The organism is Fictibacillus sp. NRS-1165, assembly GCF_050468105.1.
In the GTDB taxonomy this organism is placed as follows: domain Bacteria; phylum Bacillota; class Bacilli; order Bacillales; family Fictibacillaceae; genus Fictibacillus_C; species Fictibacillus_C terrinigri.
In genome coordinates this window covers 26022-44923 of the sequence record NZ_JBDPNU010000025.1, presented here as the reverse complement: position 1 = coordinate 44923, position 18902 = coordinate 26022, and the positions used below count along the sequence as shown (strand labels likewise).

The following is an 18902-nucleotide window of genomic DNA, read 5'->3' as shown; positions in this document are numbered from 1 at the left end:
AAAGACACAAGGTTTTCCCCAAGGAAATCACTTGTTTTTACTTTACAATGAGAATTAATCGCTCTTATAAACCCATACTGTTTTTCAAACAATTTAGAGTAGTTTTTTCCTCTTCAATTTGGCTATTAATTTGATCATAAATTTCTTCACAAGCTTCTAAAATATTTTCAAGGTAAAAATTAATTTCTTCATTTAGTCCATCTGATGGCTTTTCGTCTTCATCAAAATTTTGGTATCCATAATGAACCTCTATGAACCCATAACCAGAGTTAGAGTTCTTTCGCTGCTTTTCATATTCTAGCCCGCTTGTGAACTGGGTCACTCCATGTGTAAGTTCGTGCCCAATCACATCTAATGAGTTTGTAAAACCCAACAAAAATAGTTCGCTGATTAATATATGATATTAATGATCACTGGTCATGACTCATGCCTCATAAATTGGATCTCCGTGAACTGATATTCTGCCTTTTGCTCATAATATTCCTTTACAGGGACACTCTATAATCAAAAATAAACTTCTATAGGTTGGAGGCTGTCAGAATGAAGGTTTTATCAATGATCCAGCCGTGGGCAAGCCTTTTTGTCCTTAGAGAGGCAACATATGAAACAAGGTCATGGAGAACGAATTATCGGGGGCCACTTGCCATTCACACAAGTAAAAAAATAGATAAACACGTCTCTAACCATATAGCCATAAAGTCGTTGCTTGGTAAGCACGGATACACACCAGAGAATCTTCCAACTGGCCAGATCATTGCTGTATGCAAACTTGTAGATTGTTTGAAGGTAACTGAAAACAATGAGACATGGGCCATTCTGGAGGATGGTCGAATCGTATCAGGGAATGACTATTTTATGGGTGACTTTATAGTGGGAGGTTATGCTTGGGTAGTTGAGGATATGCAGATGCTGGATGAATTTATTCCAGCAAAGGGAAAGCTAGGATTATGGGAGCATGTTTTAATTTTATAGGAGCTGATACATTGCACACGATGCGCTGAATCAGCTCCTTTTTATTATAGAAAAGAAAACCCTAGGCTAGGCCTAGGGTTCCAAAAAGCTTTCAGCGTTGTATGAAAAAAACTCTCCCGAGGTGCTAAAATATTTTTGGTTCGCCAACCAAAATAACAGCAATGGATTGCTATGCATTATAAATGAACCGACAGCCATTCTAAGAATAATATTGTCACTACACTACCGATGATCCCAAGTCCAATCCGTTTCATTTTTGAGCTTTCAACCTTTGAAATAAAATAAAATGTAAATAAAATACCTACCACCCGTTTGTGGAATAAGGGTTTGTTGTTTATATATTAGAGAGTGACTCAACTCGTCTTATCGGTAATAAGAATGGATAAACTGGAGTTGGCATGCCCTTACTCCATCATCTTTCCGCACATTGATCCAACTGATTTGTATATCGAGTTTTACCTCGATGGAGTAAAGAAAATCTATTTCACCCTTAGTACGGCTTTAAGCTCAGAATCCTAAGTTTGGCATCTAGAGCTCAACCGGAGGGGGGCCAAACCACCTGGACTCGACTTCCATGTCTTACAAGGCTTCACTTGTTGCATTCATAAAAACAACAGAAAAAAAGAAAGAGATATGAAATCTTGCTTACATTGATTTTCAATGGCTTGTGTTGAGGCTCTCAGCCATCATCAAGTCGTTCTTGTAAGCAGCCATAGCCAGTTCATACCTTACCTTTTTGCCCGCTTCCACGAAATCCGCTTCCTTCACAAGACCTGATATTGAATATTGGTGACCCCTGAAATCCACGTTCAGTTCGGTGAGTTGGTTGAATTTAAAACTCTCCACGGGAGCTCCGTTCTCATCCTTCAACAGGTATTCACCGTATTTCTCGTTGCATATTTGTGCCACTTCCTCCATCACCTTGAAGGCATCGTCCGGATTTTGCCTATAGTTGAGGACAAGGCTTTCGTTCACCCGGCGCCTTCCCCGGTTCCCGTTCTGAAGTTCCGTGATGTTGCTATAGGAGACCGTATAGAGGTATCCGTCATACTGGCGGATCTTAAGGTGGCGCATACTGATTTCCTCGATTTCCCCCTGACGGTTTCCATTGATGATGACATAATCCCCGTGATGGATCTGGCGTTCAAACAAGTAGGTCAGCCCCATTATGTAATCGCGGATGATATGCTGGAGGATCAATGCCAAGGCACCTGCCACCACGACCGAACCAGTGACAAGCTTTGCCAGGTCGAAGAAATGGCTAAGCACATAAATAAAGAAGAAAGCCAGTCCCAATACCTTTATCACCTGGTTGGAGAAATGCATCAATGTCTTTTCCCGCTTTTCATCCAATAAGCTCGTTTTGTCAAAGAAAAGCCTGATGGATTTGCGGATAAAATAAACCATGAGTATAATCAGCAGCGCCACCGTTAAAATTTTGACGGGCAACTGCTGGAACAGTCCGAAGAAAAACAACATATCAACCCCCTACTTTTTTACACTATACCAAAGGAATGTGGTTAAAGACAAAAACCTTCCTTTTCCAACAAACCTTAACGATAGCATGGTTTCATTAAAAGAAGAAGCACTATCCGTGCTTCTTGAGGATCGATTATATTGCCGATAATGTGTTTTCCGCTACGGATTGGATATTTAAAAGTATAGAGATAAAGGTCAATGAGGGAATTGATTCGGGGTAAGTTAATACCTTCTTTCGTTCTTATTGCACTAACGGGGGCATTAGTTCATCATAGAATCACCAAAGGGCACTAGGAAAGGTCCTTTTTCTTTTGTTAAAAAATCAACATTATCGTTTAAAAAAGCCTATTAAAAAGAAAAGCTGCCTTTCCTGGCAGCTGGAACTTCAACTAACCACCCGTTAGTTGAACAAGGAATCGAATAACCTATTTATATTGATTAAAATTTGTACGATGCGCCTGATTTTTGATGATCGTTATTAAAATTTATCATTAAATTCCTTGCCCTTAATCTGCCATTAAATTATATTTCTTTAATATGTCCATTGTAATATTTTTAGCGTCTTTACTTGTTCCATCAATATTCGTAGCAAAACTATATACTCCATTGTCCGTTTCTATAAAACCAACATACCAGCCTATGTCTTGCCCTTGCCCTGTTTTTCCGTAAAGGGTATAGGTATCCCCTTCCTTCTGGATCATGATTCGTTTAACGGTTTTCATTACATCCTTATCAAAAGGAAGGTCCCCTTTATACAATGTTTCCATAAAATCCGCTTGTTCCAGTGGAGAAATTTTGAGTGAACTATCCAACCAAAACTGATCAATTCCTCCACTAATGTCCTGGTTACCATAAGAAATCTTTTGAACCCATTCTTCCATTCGATCCTCTCCAATGTCACGAGCCATATCTTGATAATACCAAACGACAGAGTTCCTCATAGCCGATCCAAGCGTGTGATCTTGGTTCCAGACCGGGATTTCTCGTTCAACACCATCCCAATATTTAATATCGTATTCATCTTCTACAGCTCCTACCTGTAAACCAATGAGTGAATTAGGCACTTTAAAAGTCGATTGCGGTGGAAATGGTTGATTCGCTCGGTCATTGTTATAGACGAATGTTTTATCTTTTTTCATATCACGTAATATGAACGTTCCGTCATGGTTCGTAAAAAATTCATCGACTTCAAGTTTCTTAACATTCAGGTTGCCCTTGGCAGCGTTCGCTTCACTTAGTGGTTGAACACTTGTAATTAATAGAACAACCGCACCAATAAGTGCTAAAACAAATGCCGAATTCTTTCGTTTTATCATATTCGATTCCCCTCTCTAAATGTAAGAACAGGCACATTCTATCAATTTAATCATCTCATAAACATGAAATGAGTATTAATTTTATCTAAAACATTTGTAAAAGTGTACTTTTTGAACCCTTTTTAAATAACATATTGGTAGCAATAGTAAGCGCAACAAGCCGACTCTCCTTAAAGAAAGTCGGTTTAATTGATATCGAACTAACTGGATTGTCAACACTAAACTAGACAGTTTTTTTAAGGTGTCCAAGTTTGTATTCGATGGGGCTTATGTATCCTAAAGTTCCGTGAATTCGAATGTGGTTGAACCAGTGAACATAGTCATGAAATTCTCTTGTTAAATCTTCTAAACTAGCGAAATGGTGACCTCTAACGAACTCTGTCTGGATGATTTTAAACGTGGCTTCTGCTACCGCATTATCATAAGGGCAGCCCTTCATACTTAATGATCGTTTGGATTACAAAGAATTTAGAAGGTTTACAACATACAAAGGAAGGAATAAATTGTGAACTGAAATTACTCCAGGATATAGCAAATGAAACAGATATTTTGGTACAGGAACCAATTCAAAGGCGTTCTGGACTTGAATACCTGATCTAGAATTGATTGAAGTTGAAGCTTAGTTTGAGAAGCGTTGCTTGTAATCGTTTCTTGTTGTCTAGGGTGATGAACACGAAATAAATAAGAATATGGTAGAGTGGGATCAGTAACCTTATAGGTCGATATTTTCATTGTGTCTTAATAGAGAAATTTGAGGAGAGTTTATGCCGTAATCTCCAAGTATGCCTTTAAGTATTGAATCAGGTATAAATACCATTTAACAACTCCCTACTTTTCACTTTTTAAATGATAAATGATAGCTCTATCTATTCTAGAAGTTCACAAAAATCCCTGTTTTTTGTTTATATATAACCTGTTCCTTTTAGTTCAACCTTTTTAAAGGAAACTGGATATTTATTTCAAATATAGGTGTTGTTCAATTAAATGAGCATTTAAATTAAAAATGACGCTTTCCTTGTTCCGGAAAAGCGCCCGATTGTTGATGAGATCACCATCACTATTCATCAAGCAAAAATCTCCCCTTTTTACTCATATACATTGCAGAACAATATTTCCTGTAATGGCAACGACACAATTAATCGCCTAACGGCGCGAAACAGAAAGTGAACCACCTTCGGTACTCACTTTCCGTTTCGGTTAAAATGGGATTCACGTATTAACTATGTTTACATACTGCCGCCCAAATTTATTTTTTAAACGAGCCCTAGGCGTTTTTTCTCAAATTATTTAATTTTCACCTGAACTAAGTTCGGGTAGACAGCTACTGGCTCCGGCCATTTAAAGCTTTCTTCAGGACCGTACAGCTCAACAATACACTTCATATCATCACGAGTATCCCTGTAGTCATAGTGGAAGTTCCTTCCCCAGTAACCATACTGCACCGAACTTAAACCATTTTTCTTGCAAAATTCTAGCGCACTTTCATAGGATTCCGTATCCAATGCCACATGATGGATTCCTTCCCCATGCTCTTTTAAAAATCGTGCATAATCACTGATTTCATCCAAAGGTTCAATTAGTTCCCATTGGACTCCTCCTATATCTGCAAGAGCTAACCGCATAGCATAATCAATTCGCTTGCCGCCCATACTCATATCCACCACTGTATCCTTGTTAAATTCATATACTGCCCAAGGTCCAATTCCATATTTATCTGCATATATTTTCATGGTCTGATCCAAATCCTTTACTACGACACCTAATTGAAGGACTTTAGTAAATACCGATTTCATTGAATTCTCCTCCTTTTCTTAGCCTAAAACTATTGTTTAAATTATATTATTTTTCAGAATATTTTACAATTTACTTCTCTTATTCCATTAAATGGCCCGATTGTTGAGGATTGCTCTACACCACCACCACTGAGTAAACCTTGTACCGATCTCTAAAAGGTTACTGATTTGATCTTTAGTGTATAAGAAATAAGATATTTTGCGGTCCCGCAGACTTATCATCCCCAGCCAGGTTTTTGTGTAAAAACAGCGGGTCTATTTAAATGTCTTCCTTTTCCTATTTAAGTATTATTTTGTTAACAAATGTAGGTTAATGGGATTATTTTCTATGGTATGTATTGTAAAATATATTTTCTTGTAGTAATCTGTCAGCGATTTAATACTGTCGACAATAGTAGATATAGTTCATTGGTTGTAAGACAACTCTAATATACTCCAAACCAAAAAAATGAGGGAGGGATTTGATGTCTAGGTTATACAAACAATTTATTTCAGTTGTACTTCTGTTGTTTTTGGCTACAGGAATAATTACTCCTACACAAGTACAGGCTGGTCTAAATGGCGGAGGATATTGGCTCCAAAACGACAAGGAAAAGATTAAAAAGGCAACTGAGCTTATGAAGCAAGGAAAGTCCATCGGAGAGTTCGGGAACAAGCAGGATCAGCTGCAGGAAAAACAAGGATTCCGGTCATTGGATGAATTGAGAAAGGAGGATCAAGAAAGCAAAGCGAGCTACAATGCGGATATGCCGCCCCCTATCAAAACTGCTGTTGGATGGGTACCGCCTGAATTCGATTATGATCACATCCAAACGGTCGAGGAATGCCGGAGCAGCCCGGATAGCGGTTCGGAAACAGGCTATATCAAGAATCGGTATTCGTTCTGCTGGTCTCATGTGGCGGCTTATCAAATCCCTGTGAAATGCTTCGGAGGGATATGTGCATACGAAGGGGTTCAATTCCAATTCACTGAAATAGGGTATGGTTCCAATCAAAGCCGGAAAATGAGGGTCTATTACTCCATTGATGATATCATGGTGACCCATCCATCAATGAACGGGGTGAAACTTGAAATCGATATCGTTTGTGAAGCAAAAGTGAATCCAGGTGATTGTAAAGAGGATCCTGAACAGCCATCTACTGAACGAACTATCGCCCAATGGAAGAACACGAACTTCAGCACAGAAGCATTCCTCTCAGATGCACCTCCAGCGACCGATTTCAACCCAGATCGTCTAGGTTACATGGATTTCTGGCCAAAACTCACCATTAAACATGCACCAAGAAAATTCGTTAAAACAATCGATGGCATCAAGCAAACCGTCCGTTTCGATTCAGCAAGATACATGTTCGCATTCCCAGATCAATATTTCTGGCAAGGTGCGGTTTTTAGCAAAGCGACACCGATCATGAATGTTCCGATAACGAAACCAGAATTCTCCATGTTAGCCGAAGCGGGAGAGCATTGGAAATTCGCAATGGATCACCCGGAACAGACGAAACCCCAAATGGTCGAAAAGAAAATACCTGGCGCTGTCGGTGAGAGCACGCTGAAACGTATGTATTCGAAACGTCATCCCGAGGAATATAACCGAAATCGCAACAAGACAAGAAGGGTATGTGATAACCTTTTCAAGGATGAGGATCGCACCGGCAAGGATTGTGACGAGTATCCGTTCGCTTCCACATGGGAAGGGTCCGCGACGAATGGATCGGACAACTTTTCAGTGAGACTCATCTCATCGGACTCCAATCAAGCTGCAGGGTCATGGCTTGCTACCTGGTACGCGTATGACCGTGTCCTGGACGGAGACCGATTCCATGTCCAGGTTGAAGCGCCGGAAAAAATAGCGACGATCCGATCGGAAGGGCAGCCTCAGGACGGACAGGACAACCGATCAAGTGATAACTTCACAATCGGAAACATCCCTCCTTACGCGACCAAGTTACAATGGAAAATCGTCGACGGTCCTAAGGATGTGAAATTCGACGTCATGAAAGACATCAGCTTCGGTGTCGATGAAACGATCTACTATGACCTACAAGATGGATCCGAGACAGAAATCAAAACGAGTGAAGATTTCTATATCGCCAGACCGGAAAACACCGATGGAGAGAGCTTTACCGTCGAAGTGTATGCAATCCCTTAATATATATAAGGCTTTAATATGAAACGAGGCTGCCTGAAACTGAGCGGCCTTCGTTTTTTGTATTAGGTAATTCCTTCTCACAACCCCTCCCATTATTCAACTATATGGCCCTATTCGTGAATAGGCCAAATAAATTTACTTTAAATAAAAGTGGTAATGACTACAAAATTCTTAACTAGAATGCGAAATGCAAAAACGATAAAGATAATACCTATTAATTGAGATCGACGATTAGATATTTGAGTTCCTCAATCTACTTTACCTTCAAAATCTCATATAAAAATAAATCTGAATTGGCACGAAATCGGCACGACCCAAATTCAATAGAAAAAAGACCTCGGTATAATCCTTATATACCAAGGTCTTTTTGAGTTTATCCGATTGAACCTTCCATCTCGAACTTGATTAATTGAGGTTTTCATAGTGTTTCATAGGTTTGTAAAAACGTTGATATACCAATGTATTTCAAATTTCTATTTTCAAAGCTTTTTAAGGTTTTTCAAACTCAATCGGCACGAAATCGGCACGTCGATATATGCTTAGTTTAATTATCCTCATAATAAATCAAATATTTTTGTAATAGATTACTTGGTCAACTAACGCACACGTTTAGATGAAAGTGCAGATTTAAATTTGTTCTAAAATAGGTTTCGTTACTCTAGTGCCTTCTTTATATAACTAGGTTCCTCCTCTTATTTGAAAAAAAACTCCTAAACTTATTTTCAAGACACTTCCCCCGTTTTTAATTAGCTCAGGAAGTTTCAGTGGTCTAAAAAAATCTAAATGGATGAATCTATTATTCTTGTTATAAGTTTTTTTTCACTCTTGCTCATTACGTAACGTCATGTTTTATACTAAAGATACCGGTAAACAGCTAGCGCAACAGAAAGGAGTGGGTTATGAAGCAACATTGGAAAATAGGGGATATTGCTAAATTAACCGGACTTACAGTTCGTACCCTTCGATTTTACGATCAGATTGAATTGTTTTCTCCATCAGGGTATTCCGATAGTGGTCATCGGTTATATAACGAATCCGACATAAAACAACTGCACCATATCTTATCATTAAAAGATCTTGGCTTATCGCTTGAAGAAATTCAATTGGTACTTAAGGGGGACACGTGGACCCCGTCTGATATCGTGGATATTCAAATTGACCGGGTACGGAAAAATATTAAAACGCAACAGAAACTTCTGGCTGAACTTGAACGAGTTGCTGAGCAAATGAATTGCCAGGAGCCAACTTCCGTCGCCGAATTTATTTCACTACTTGAAACAATGAAGATGAGCCACGAAAAGTATATCATTGAACACCGACTGAACTGGGAACAAAATTTTGATCAGCTTGGTAATTTTCTAAACAAAAATTAAATTTGGGAGGATTCATGTTATGAAAGAGCGATTTACTACTCACGCTACATTTCAAATAGAACGTATATATCAAGCGACACCTGAACGTGTGTTTACGGCATGGTCAAACAAGAGCTCCAAAGCTCGCTGGTATCAGCCTGCTGAGGTTTTCGACTTCCGCGTAGGTGGTCGAGAATTTAGTCAGGGTGGCCCTGCAGGTGGACCTGTTTTTACCTTTGATGCTTATTACCAGGAAATCGTGCCCAATGAACGACTAGTGTATTCGTACAGTCTAGACCAAGGGGAAATCCGCATATCGGTTTCTATCGCTACCATTGAATTGATCCCGACCAGAGAGGGTACTAAACTGGTGTTTACAGAACAAGGAACGTTTTTCGACGGACATGATACGCCTGAACAACGTGAACAGGGAACTAAAGAATTGCTGGATCTTTTGGGCAAATCTCTTGGGGAAAGAAATGCAGAAACTTTCGAACTCGTGTCTCGGCGTAAGTTTGATGCTCCTCGGAATTTGGTCTACCGGGCTTGGACGGAACCGGATCTACTTGCCCAGTGGTGGGGACCTAACGGTTTTACAAATACTTTCCACACGTTCGATTTAAGGCCCGGAGGAGTCTGGGAGTATACAATGCATGGCCCCGATGGAGAAGACTATCCGAACCGAAACGTTTTTCAAGAAATTGGGCCCGAATGTATTGTGCTGAGACACGAGTCCGGGCATCACTTTATCCTGACTGCTACATTCGAGGAAGTTGAGGGCGGGACAGTAATTACTTTCCGGCAAACGCTTCAATCGAAAGAAGATTATAACAAGCTGAAACTTATTTGCGAAGAAGGGAATGAACAAAATTTAGACAGGCTTGGATCGCTCTTGAAAAGGATTTACAAATAGGCTTGATAAATTAAATTTTTATAAGTTCATTAGCTTATTTCGAGAAATGCAAAGGGCTTATAATTAAATAATTTGCTCTTACTTATAAGAATCGCTTCATTGTAAAGACCTTGGAATATTAAAATTGGCCAAGGTCTTTTGTATTTAACCTTTATTAGTTTTGGGTTCCAAGTTGAACTTTTGTGGGGAACATATCCCTCTCTTTTTTTTCTTTTCAAAATATGTCTAAAATGTTGTTATATCAGCTTTTTTAATTTATTGCTTTTCAAGATATTTATTATCTTTCTAAATTATTTTGGTCCAATTTTGGTCGGAATTTTGGTCCGACTTAACTAAGTGATAATACAGATTTATTAAGGATCTATAGGTTTATGATTCCATTAAGGATATTAACCATCAGAATAATGATACAAAACTAGAAATCACATTTCAATAAGTAACTTAATTTTTTATTGTAACTTTTCTCACATCATTTATATTTAAAATTTCTTTTTCATCTTCATCTTTACAAATTACTAACTCCTCTTTATCCAAATCCAAAGAATCAATATATCCTTTTAAAACTTTATTCTTTGTTTTTATTTCAATAAGAGTTTTTTCTGTCTTTAACTGTATCAAAGGAACAATAATTAGTGTATAAAATAAACAATAATCAAGATATGTAACAAAACCGTATGCCCAATATCTTAATATAAGGATTGAGTAATAATTCATTTGTATTCTATTTCCATTGATTACAGGCGACTTTGACATGTGACTCTCTTCTGGTAACCGTGGTTCAAGTTCTTGTAACCTAGTTATATGTTTCTGACCTAGTTTCCCCTTATTATGTACATATGCATGTCTAATTTCTCTCCATGACTCATAAGCACCAAAAGCCATATCGGGAGTAGAACGTTTCTTTGGAGGTTTTGTTAATTGAAATTCATTCAGAAAGAAGTTAATCATATTATTGTTTGACCAAGCCGAACGTACCTTCTTTTTGATTTCATTTTCACTCAGTTCAGGATTAAAAACTTTCTTCAATAAGTATTCATACAAATCTTCTAAAAATGCATCGATTGTAGAAACTGACCTTATAAGATAATCGTTTCCTATTTTTTTTGGTATATCTTCTTTATATTTTTCTACAAGTTCTTCCCTATTGAATCTATAATCAATATCTGTAGGATACCTAAGTTCTTGTGGAATATTTTCAATAGTACTTAATCCAACTACTTTGAGTTCGCTCCGATACCTTTTCATAGCAACTTCACTAGCATTTAAAAGGATTGCTGTATTTGTAAAATCAGAAATTACTTCAGAAAAATACTTAGCACAAATTGACGACAATGATTCATAGTCTGCATTTTCTCTCATTATCATTTCATTACCTATCTCCCTTTTGTTTTTGTCACTAATTTATGACACTATTTTACACCCTGATTTTACCATATAAATAAGTAAGTGTGAAAAACTGTTAAGTTTTTCACTATCAATAAAAAAAAATAGGATTAGGTTCCCCCCAATCCTTTAATCGGTTTTTAGAAATATCTATCTTTCTATGTTCCCAGTAAAGACCCAGCCAGTAACTTCTTCTTTGTATTGATTTACATACATTACATAACTCCAGTTTTTCTTCTTATGAACAATAATGATGGGTGTTTTAATAGGAATTGTATCTATCTTTCCACTTTTTCTTTTATCAGACCGGTATACCGGAGTTACCCTATTTGTTATGCGAACTTTGTTTATATAGTTTGTGGCTTCGCTATATTCATGTGATGAATCATTCTTTATCTCTTTAACATCCTGCGTTGGGTTTTCATGAAAAACCTTGTTTTTAATTTCGTCTTGTACTGCTGGAACGATGACAAAGTTAAACAATAAAATAATAAGATTCATCGTTAAAAGGATAAAGGGTTTATTTTCTTTTAGTGATGTAGGAGTCTCTAAAATCTTTAAAGACCAAGCATTTAGTTTGTCCCACACTCCAGTTGGATTTACCTCAAGCTCTTCATTAATTTCATTTATTCCTTGCTGAACCTGTTTGTCTATTTGTGATAAATCCTCTTTTGCAACATCCAAATTAGGATCAACATAAAGATAAAAGGTATACTCTTTAAGTTTTATTAAATCATCAGAGTTAAACACTTTTGATGAGGAAAAGAAGGGCTAAAAAAATTAAAGCCCCATTGGTTTTAGTCTTGACACCTTAAAGTTAAACACATCTTCAAGGCTATGCCTTTGTAGTTCAAGAATCTTAAGCTTTGTCAGCTTTGGATCACGCTTGTGTATTTTGCAGAAATAGAAGAAGGGATATGTCCTATCCTGCACTATAGTGTCATACTTGCTTAGATATATCTGCTGTAGACCTCTGTCGGCTTCGTCAAACTCTGTGAGATCGACCATTTCATCCATATACTTTTCAGCACCTTCAAGGATAATATCACAGCCCTCTAAGCGCCTCTCTTCTCCGACATCTGTATAGGAGACACCGAATTTACGACAAATAGTCGGTCTGATATCGTATATAGTACATGATTGAGTTTCTTTGTCTAAGAACATGCAGGGATGGTGATTCAGATGCGTACTTCCGGCCATGCTGTCGATTAGGGTTTTGAATACAGATTGATGTACAGCCGTGTCACTACGTTCAATAGGCTTTTTACTGGTCAAGTCCTTCTGGAGAAGTTCGGCAGTCTTGGGATCTTTCTCCTGTAATTCTACCCATAGCTGATAGCCTCTGTCGATGATCTCTTCAACCATAGAGTCTGAATACTTCTCATACAACTTGCTCATGATGTAGTACCATTCAGTACTCGTTATGGAGAAATGATCGTAACAGCACTGGGCGCACCCCTTCTGACAAGGCAGGCATCCGATGTTGACAGAAACCTTCTCCCCCATTTCATTGTAAAACTGTTCTAGATTAGCGAACGCACTACCCTTCAGCACATCCTTATGGCACTTCTTTTGCTTTCTGCCACTGCCACACCAACACGGTTCGTTTCTCACGCCCTGACCTCCATTTGTTATTTTATTCTAATTATGTATATAAATCCCCTTGTAACTATTGTAGCATAATCTTTTGGAATGACATATTTGAATCTTCGCACAATAATAATCAAATTCAAAATCTACAATTTCTTTGAAATGGTATTTTGGTACTAATTATCATCTTTACTCTTCTTCCTTTAGTCCATTGATATAGATGGTGGTAACACACTCTTGTTTTTGTTCAAAAATAAAACGTCCTTAAAAGTGTACTTTTGCGAACACATACGAATTTCCATCAATTACCTAATTACATTTCTATTATAAAACACTACACTGACAATTGGTGATTTATATGTTCATTTCCCCTATGTTATTGCATAAATCGATTGAACCATTTGATAATCGTGATTACATATCAGAATTAAAGTTAGATGGTATCCGTTTAATTGTTTCAAAGATTGACGATCAAATAAAACTATATACGCGACATCATAACGATGTAACCGCACTCTTCCCTGAATTGCATACGATTGATATCCCAGACGGTACAATTCTCGATGGGGAAATCATTGTTTCGGACCGGAAAGGACACACCCGGATTTTGAAGCCATGATGGAACGATTTCAATCCAGACGATCTAATCGTCATGTGACATTTTGTGCCTTTGATATCCTTTACTATGACCACGATTCTGTGATGTTTTTGCCGCTGATCGAACGGAAAGAACTCCTGAAGCGAATCCTGCCGGTCCACCCTCACGCCGTTTATGTTCAACATATTGAGGGAAGAGGATCAGACTATTTCGCCTTGGTCAAAAAGAAAAGATAGAAGGTATCGTATTAAAGAGATCAAAATCCTTCTATCAAGCTGATACCCGATCAAAAACTGGCTGAAGGTGATCAACTACCAATATGAACCGGTGTATTTCACGGGGATCCGGAAGAAGAAGTTTGGATACTTCTATCTTTTGAAGATGGGTCACCGGCAGGGTTAATGGAATTCATGAAGCAGCTGACCGAATGGAACTGTATTCACGATACTGGGATCACATATCGAGCCAGAATGAAAATTACTTCTTTCTGAGACCAAAAATAAAAGGACTCGTTAAATACCGGAATCTCACGAAAACCGGTAAATTACGAATCCCATCCTTTGAACATTGGATTGATTAAATAAAGATTGGGTATGTTACCCAATACTTATTAAAGTATTAAAAATAAAAAAGTTGTTAGATAGCACCCTTTTATATCTGATTATCTAAATCTATCCTTAGGTTCTTCTTTTCTTTAAACAGGGTTTTAAAAGTATTTTTCAGTAACACAAGGGATTTATGGTATTTTTCCATTTGTTCTTTATTTAAAGAATAATCAAGTATTGCTTCGTGAATTAAGGTATGCCGCGTTTCTAACAATTCTGACAAAATTGAAATAAGTGTGTATTCCTGGTCGTTAAAATACATCCTTGTAGTAAGAATATCTTTAAAGAGGTCAATTTTGATAAAATGTGAATATGCTTTATTTGCCGAAGAAAAATTTTGAAAGGAGTAAGATTCCATTTCTACATCTATTATTGTTTTCTCTCCATTTAGCAACTCCTTTACCACGCTATACGGTAATTTATCTTTCTTTTTAAAAATTAAATTTTCTGCTTCCTTGTTAGTTCTTAGATAATAATCAAGAAATTCTTTTAAAAAACTTTCCATGATTGATACAAAAAAAGGAATCAGTATATTATTTCTTAAAAAGCCTTTTTCACCTAAAGGAAGTATTCCAAGTTCCTGATATCTTCTAAGGTGTGTACTATCAACTTCTTCAATTAATGGTTCCACCATCTCTAAATTTCTTTCAAAGGTTATATAAGCATATCCACATGCAATCTCTGTTCTTGAAAGATTAGGTAAATCATTTTCGAAATAACCATATTCTCCATCGGTATATACAACACCGCCAAAAGCTTCTTCAATTTTCTTTATAGTATCTATTTGCATTTGATAATCATGATAACTTCTTCCTGCACTGGTTGAAGTATCGCATACAGTCTTGAAATTTTTCTCTTCATCTTCAAACCAAACTTCCGAATTATGATAAAAATGAAACCAACAACCTCTTAAAGATACAAAATCATCATTATACCAAAAATATGTATTTTCGTATTCTTCTTCTTTCTGATAACCTAATGAAAAGAGAATTTCCTCAATGTCCCGCCTATCAATATGTTTATCTATTAAAATCTGAAGTCTTACACTCATTCATTCACCAGCCTATACTATATCTTTTAATTATTATACATTATGAAAATTCAAATTCCTGATGTATTGATTATATCTTATTATAAAGTAAATCCTAATATCAGAACCACTTCCGGTTTAACGTGTTTCAGTGAACCACCACTTTATTACTACTTGAGATATTAAAAGTACTCTATTATTTATTAATATTTTTAGTGTATCCGTATTCAGTAAGCCCATCTTTTGATATCCCCCTTAAAATTGATTATTCATATTCAAAAAAGAAAGCCCTATAGGAAAGTTAGGTGACTACGCGATCCCCAGCATAGTAAATTCAGTTTCCGTTAGCAATTGCAAACTTGCTTGCTCCAAAGGCTGACAGTATACTATCAGCATTTTTAATTAAACGGTCGTTTTTGGCACAACTCAAAAGATACAGTGAAAAGTCTCTTTTTTAGTAAGAATCCCTTCCCCAAAACTCATGCCCAAAATCAAACTTTCAATATATCTATATAAAACCTTTATGGTATTATTTTTCTGATAACTTCAATTGATGAGTAAGAAGTAGTTCCTACTTTTTAAATATGCCAGGGTAGTGCAAGAAAAAGAGCAAATCCATAAGGATTTGCTCTGCTCTTTTAAATTAAATTATTTCATCTTTTATTTTGGATTCCCAGGTATTATCATGGATTAACCGTTTTTTACATAATTTTGAGTTTATAATTTCAGATTTTGAGAGTTTTGAAATTTCTTTCCATTCTCCTTTAATAATATAGGTTGCATTTCCATAAAAAGCACTCTCAAATATATAAATGTTTTTACTCTCAAAACCATATACAATATAACCTCTATACCCGTTTATTCCCATTGCTCTAAAATTTGGTTTTAGTTTTTCAACTTGCTGTAATCTGTCAGAAAGCAACCTTTTTTGGCCTCTAGCCGCAAGCGTAACTAAACCCTCAATGTATTTATTTTTCTTTTCCCAAGGTAAATCTCCTTGAGGAAGAACTTCCCATCTTAATGGAATGTTCCTAATACTGTCGGCAGAAGTTAAATTATTATACAGAAACTCTACATAGCCAAATAATTCAAGAAATAGGTTTATTATAAGTTTTAAAAGGTCTTTATCAATTTTCTTAAGATCTATGCTCTGATTGGCTATGAGATATTTTTCCTCTCTTTCATTACAGACTATTAATAATTCAACTTCTGGGGCAGGTATTTCTTCTCTGGCAATTCTTTTTACACAACGAGTAATAATTACATAATGATCATTTCCGTGCCAATCTTTTATGTCTCTTGAAAATGAATAACAATGTTCTTCTTTCGGTAAGTCTCTACGTTTTTTAAAACTACCTAAGGTATTAAATTTAGAAAAACGTCCGTGTCTAATATCTGGTAATAATGCATCGCCGCGTCTTATTTCCATATCAAAACCTAAATTTATTAATTTTGGTTGAATGTCTTGATCTATTTTCAATCCCAAAAAGTATACTTTATGCTCCTCAAGATCTTTGATATATAAATCAATATTTTTAATTGATTTAACCCCACTAATTTTCATTTATAATTCCCCCCAACTATCAAAATACAAATAGAATAATTAACATATTTTTATTATAAAGGAATATAAAGTAAAAAACATAAAATTTTTAGTGCTAATGCACTTCTTTTTTCACTGCGGAGAATAAAGAAAAATATCCCCTAATATGTAGAAATTATATGAACTTTAACTACAACAACCATATTTGTTATAAAATGGTCTGTAAAAGGGGGTTAAATATATGGAGTTATATTCATTAAAAATAGAGGGTTTTAGGCGGCATTTTAATACTGAAATAATAATGTCAGATGCAACATTTCTTATAGGGTCAAATAATTTAGGTAAAAGTACAATTTTTAGAGCTTTAGATTTTTTGTTGAATGATAAAAGAAAAGTAGATAAAAATGATTTTTTTTCAATACTAGGCAAAAATGATGATAATGAACAGATTGCATCAACAATAAGATTAACTGCTGTGTTTAGGAACATACCACAGGAAGCGAAAAATTGGAAAGGCTTTAATGCGAAACGACTATTTACATATAAAAGCACTAATGAAAAGGATACCGGTTTAGAAATTCATTATAGAAAAACTTATGATGACAAAAGCTGTAAAATTGAAATGAAGCAACATAAAGTAACTCTTAAAGAGAACTATATGAAATGTAAAACATTACAAGATTTTATAAATGCCGGATTAGAAGAATCCATTGCAACCTCTATATTTAAAGATAAAAAACCAACTGAAAATGTTACAAAAATGATCAGGGATCTAGAGGATGAAGGAATCGATGAAATATTTGATACAAATACATCTGAGGAAATATGGTTTGAGAATCCAGGAGGCATAGCAGGAAATGTGATTTCTCGTCTCCCAAAATTTCTATTAATTCCTGACAGAACTAAAACTGAAGAACTCTCAGGCAATAACGGAGCGCTAATCAAAACCCTTAATAGCTTATTTGAAGATATAAGAGATGCTTCTGAAAATTTTAAAAAAGCGCAGCATTATTTAAACTTACTTGCCAGTGAGTTAAATCCTAACGATGAAACCAGTGACTTTTTTAAAATGCTAAAAGATCTTAACAGGGTTGTAGGTGATGTATTTCCTGACACATCTTTTTTGGCATTAGCGAATTTGTCAAATGCTAGTGATGTAATTACCCCCAAATTTGATATAAAATTAGGGAGTAACATTAATACCACAGTCGAAAATCAAGGTGCTGGAGTAATTCGCTCCGCCATTTTCGCAATGTTAAGATACAGAAGTATGAGAGAAAATAGAAAGAAAAAGGGTTTGAATGAATACATAAGACCATTATTAATTGCTTTCGAGGAACCAGAAATTTATTTGCATCCGAAAGCTGCACAACAAATGAGGGACACAATTTATGATTTAGCTTGTGATTCTAACAATCAAATCATTGCCACTACCCATTCTCCATATATGATTGATCTGAGCAAAAAATCATCTCAAGTACTAAATTGCTTAACGTTGGCAGATGATATTCTGGAACATAATGGTGAAGAAATAAGCATTAAAAAAGTAGAAGCTAATCCATTTAACGTAACAAAGGTTTATACTAACTTGATTGAAGAGGATAAAAACTATTTAAAGATGTTACTAAAAATAGATGATAGTATTGCAAAAGTCTTTTTCACAAAAAAAGTTTTGATTATTGAAGGTGACACAGAAGAAGTTGTAATTAAAGAAACAATATCTAGGATGCCGTCAGAATACAAAAAAGAAGTTTTATATAATTGGGAAATAGTAAAGGCACGTGGTAAAGCAACCATTATATCATTGGTTAGATACCTAAAGGCGTTAGGAATTCATCCATTTGTTATTCATGATATGGATAGTGATAAAGCCAACGCTTCTAAGTTTAATGAACCTATAGTTATTGTGCTTGGGGATCGTTCTAAAAGAGTAATGCTAGAAAATTGTATAGAAGATATTTTAGGTTATAAGGCACCTACAAATGAAAAACCATTTAAGGCATTCTCTTTTATTAAATCTAATTGGGGTGAGGATTGGAACAGCATAACACCCCAATGGAGAAACATTATGGAGAAGATTTTTTTTGGTAAAGAAAATCATGCCACTAGTATTAACTTACAAGAAGTTGCGGTGACAAAAGAAGAGTAAAACTCATCGACAAGCAGAAAAAATTCCCA

Annotated in this window: 14 protein-coding genes and 2 pseudogenes; 6 read left to right on the top strand and 10 right to left on the bottom strand. The window is 36.0% G+C overall.

The annotated features are described in order from the left end of the window. Window positions 1-64 precede the first annotated feature (64 nt). A complete protein-coding gene (locus ABHN01_RS10830; protein WP_429875561.1) occupies window positions 65-373 on the bottom strand; it encodes a hypothetical protein in 309 nt (102 codons plus the stop codon). Between the two features lie 167 nt (window positions 374-540). Between ABHN01_RS10830 and ABHN01_RS10825 the strand changes: the two genes are divergently transcribed. Beyond that, a complete protein-coding gene (locus tag ABHN01_RS10825; protein ID WP_429875560.1) occupies window positions 541-972 on the top strand; it encodes an ASCH domain-containing protein in 432 nt (143 codons plus the stop codon). 657 nt (window positions 973-1629) lie between these two features. Here the strand turns inward: ABHN01_RS10825 and ABHN01_RS10820 are convergent. From ABHN01_RS10820 to ABHN01_RS10805, 4 genes and pseudogenes are all read right to left on the bottom strand, one after another. After that, complete coding sequence (locus ABHN01_RS10820; RefSeq protein WP_429875559.1) at window positions 1630-2451, bottom strand: mechanosensitive ion channel family protein; 822 nt, start codon at window positions 2449-2451, stop codon at window positions 1630-1632. Between the two features lie 506 nt (window positions 2452-2957). Continuing rightward, on the bottom strand, window positions 2958-3767 hold the full coding sequence (gene blaOXA / locus ABHN01_RS10815) for a class D beta-lactamase (RefSeq protein WP_429875558.1): 810 nt from the start codon (window positions 3765-3767) through the stop codon (window positions 2958-2960). A gap of 223 nt (window positions 3768-3990) precedes the next feature. Then, a pseudogene (locus tag ABHN01_RS10810) lies at window positions 3991-4221 on the bottom strand (IS3 family transposase); the annotation flags it as partial. Window positions 4222-5050: 829 nt separating this feature from the next. Next, window positions 5051-5560, bottom strand: coding sequence for a VOC family protein (locus ABHN01_RS10805; protein ID WP_429875557.1), 510 nt, complete (start codon window positions 5558-5560; stop codon window positions 5051-5053). A gap of 464 nt (window positions 5561-6024) precedes the next feature. Here ABHN01_RS10805 and ABHN01_RS10800 point away from each other — a divergent pair, with 464 nt between their 5' ends. From ABHN01_RS10800 to ABHN01_RS10790, 3 genes are all read left to right on the top strand, one after another. Continuing rightward, window positions 6025-7710: a NucA/NucB deoxyribonuclease domain-containing protein gene (locus ABHN01_RS10800; RefSeq protein ID WP_429875556.1), complete on the top strand. Its 1686-nt coding sequence runs from the start codon at window positions 6025-6027 to the stop codon at window positions 7708-7710. An 899-nt stretch (window positions 7711-8609) separates the two neighbouring features. Beyond that, the gene (locus ABHN01_RS10795; protein ID WP_429875555.1) at window positions 8610-9083 is read left to right on the top strand and encodes a MerR family transcriptional regulator; all 474 of its coding nucleotides are present in this window, start codon (window positions 8610-8612) and stop codon (window positions 9081-9083) included. Between the two features lie 19 nt (window positions 9084-9102). Next, entirely contained in the window at window positions 9103-9975 is an 873-nt protein-coding gene (locus tag ABHN01_RS10790) for an SRPBCC family protein (protein WP_429875554.1), read from the top strand. Window positions 9976-10416: 441 nt separating this feature from the next. On the opposite strand, the gene ABHN01_RS10785 is transcribed toward ABHN01_RS10790, so the two are convergent. The 3 genes from ABHN01_RS10785 to ABHN01_RS10775 form a co-directional block, all read right to left on the bottom strand. Continuing rightward, window positions 10417-11340, bottom strand: a complete 924-nt coding sequence (locus tag ABHN01_RS10785) for a hypothetical protein (RefSeq protein ID WP_429875553.1) — start codon at window positions 11338-11340, stop codon at window positions 10417-10419. 168 nt (window positions 11341-11508) lie between these two features. Then, a complete protein-coding gene (locus tag ABHN01_RS10780; RefSeq protein ID WP_429875552.1) occupies window positions 11509-12042 on the bottom strand; it encodes a hypothetical protein in 534 nt (177 codons plus the stop codon). A 96-nt stretch (window positions 12043-12138) separates the two neighbouring features. Beyond that, window positions 12139-12972: a YkgJ family cysteine cluster protein gene (locus tag ABHN01_RS10775; RefSeq protein ID WP_429875551.1), complete on the bottom strand. Its 834-nt coding sequence runs from the start codon at window positions 12970-12972 to the stop codon at window positions 12139-12141. Window positions 12973-13306: 334 nt separating this feature from the next. On the opposite strand from ABHN01_RS10775, the pseudogene ABHN01_RS10770 reads away from it, so the two are divergent. Continuing rightward, a pseudogene (locus ABHN01_RS10770) lies at window positions 13307-14126 on the top strand (RNA ligase family protein). Window positions 14127-14197: 71 nt separating this feature from the next. Here the strand turns inward: ABHN01_RS10770 and ABHN01_RS10765 are convergent. Next, window positions 14198-15202, bottom strand: coding sequence for a hypothetical protein (locus ABHN01_RS10765; RefSeq protein ID WP_429875550.1), 1005 nt, complete (start codon window positions 15200-15202; stop codon window positions 14198-14200). A gap of 622 nt (window positions 15203-15824) precedes the next feature. Next, the gene (locus ABHN01_RS10760; protein WP_429875549.1) at window positions 15825-16745 is read right to left on the bottom strand and encodes a hypothetical protein; all 921 of its coding nucleotides are present in this window, start codon (window positions 16743-16745) and stop codon (window positions 15825-15827) included. A 220-nt stretch (window positions 16746-16965) separates the two neighbouring features. Between ABHN01_RS10760 and ABHN01_RS10755 the strand changes: the two genes are divergently transcribed. Beyond that, window positions 16966-18873 (top strand): AAA family ATPase, encoded by a 1908-nt coding sequence (locus tag ABHN01_RS10755; RefSeq protein ID WP_429875548.1) that lies wholly within the window; start codon window positions 16966-16968, stop codon window positions 18871-18873. Window positions 18874-18902 lie beyond the last annotated feature (29 nt).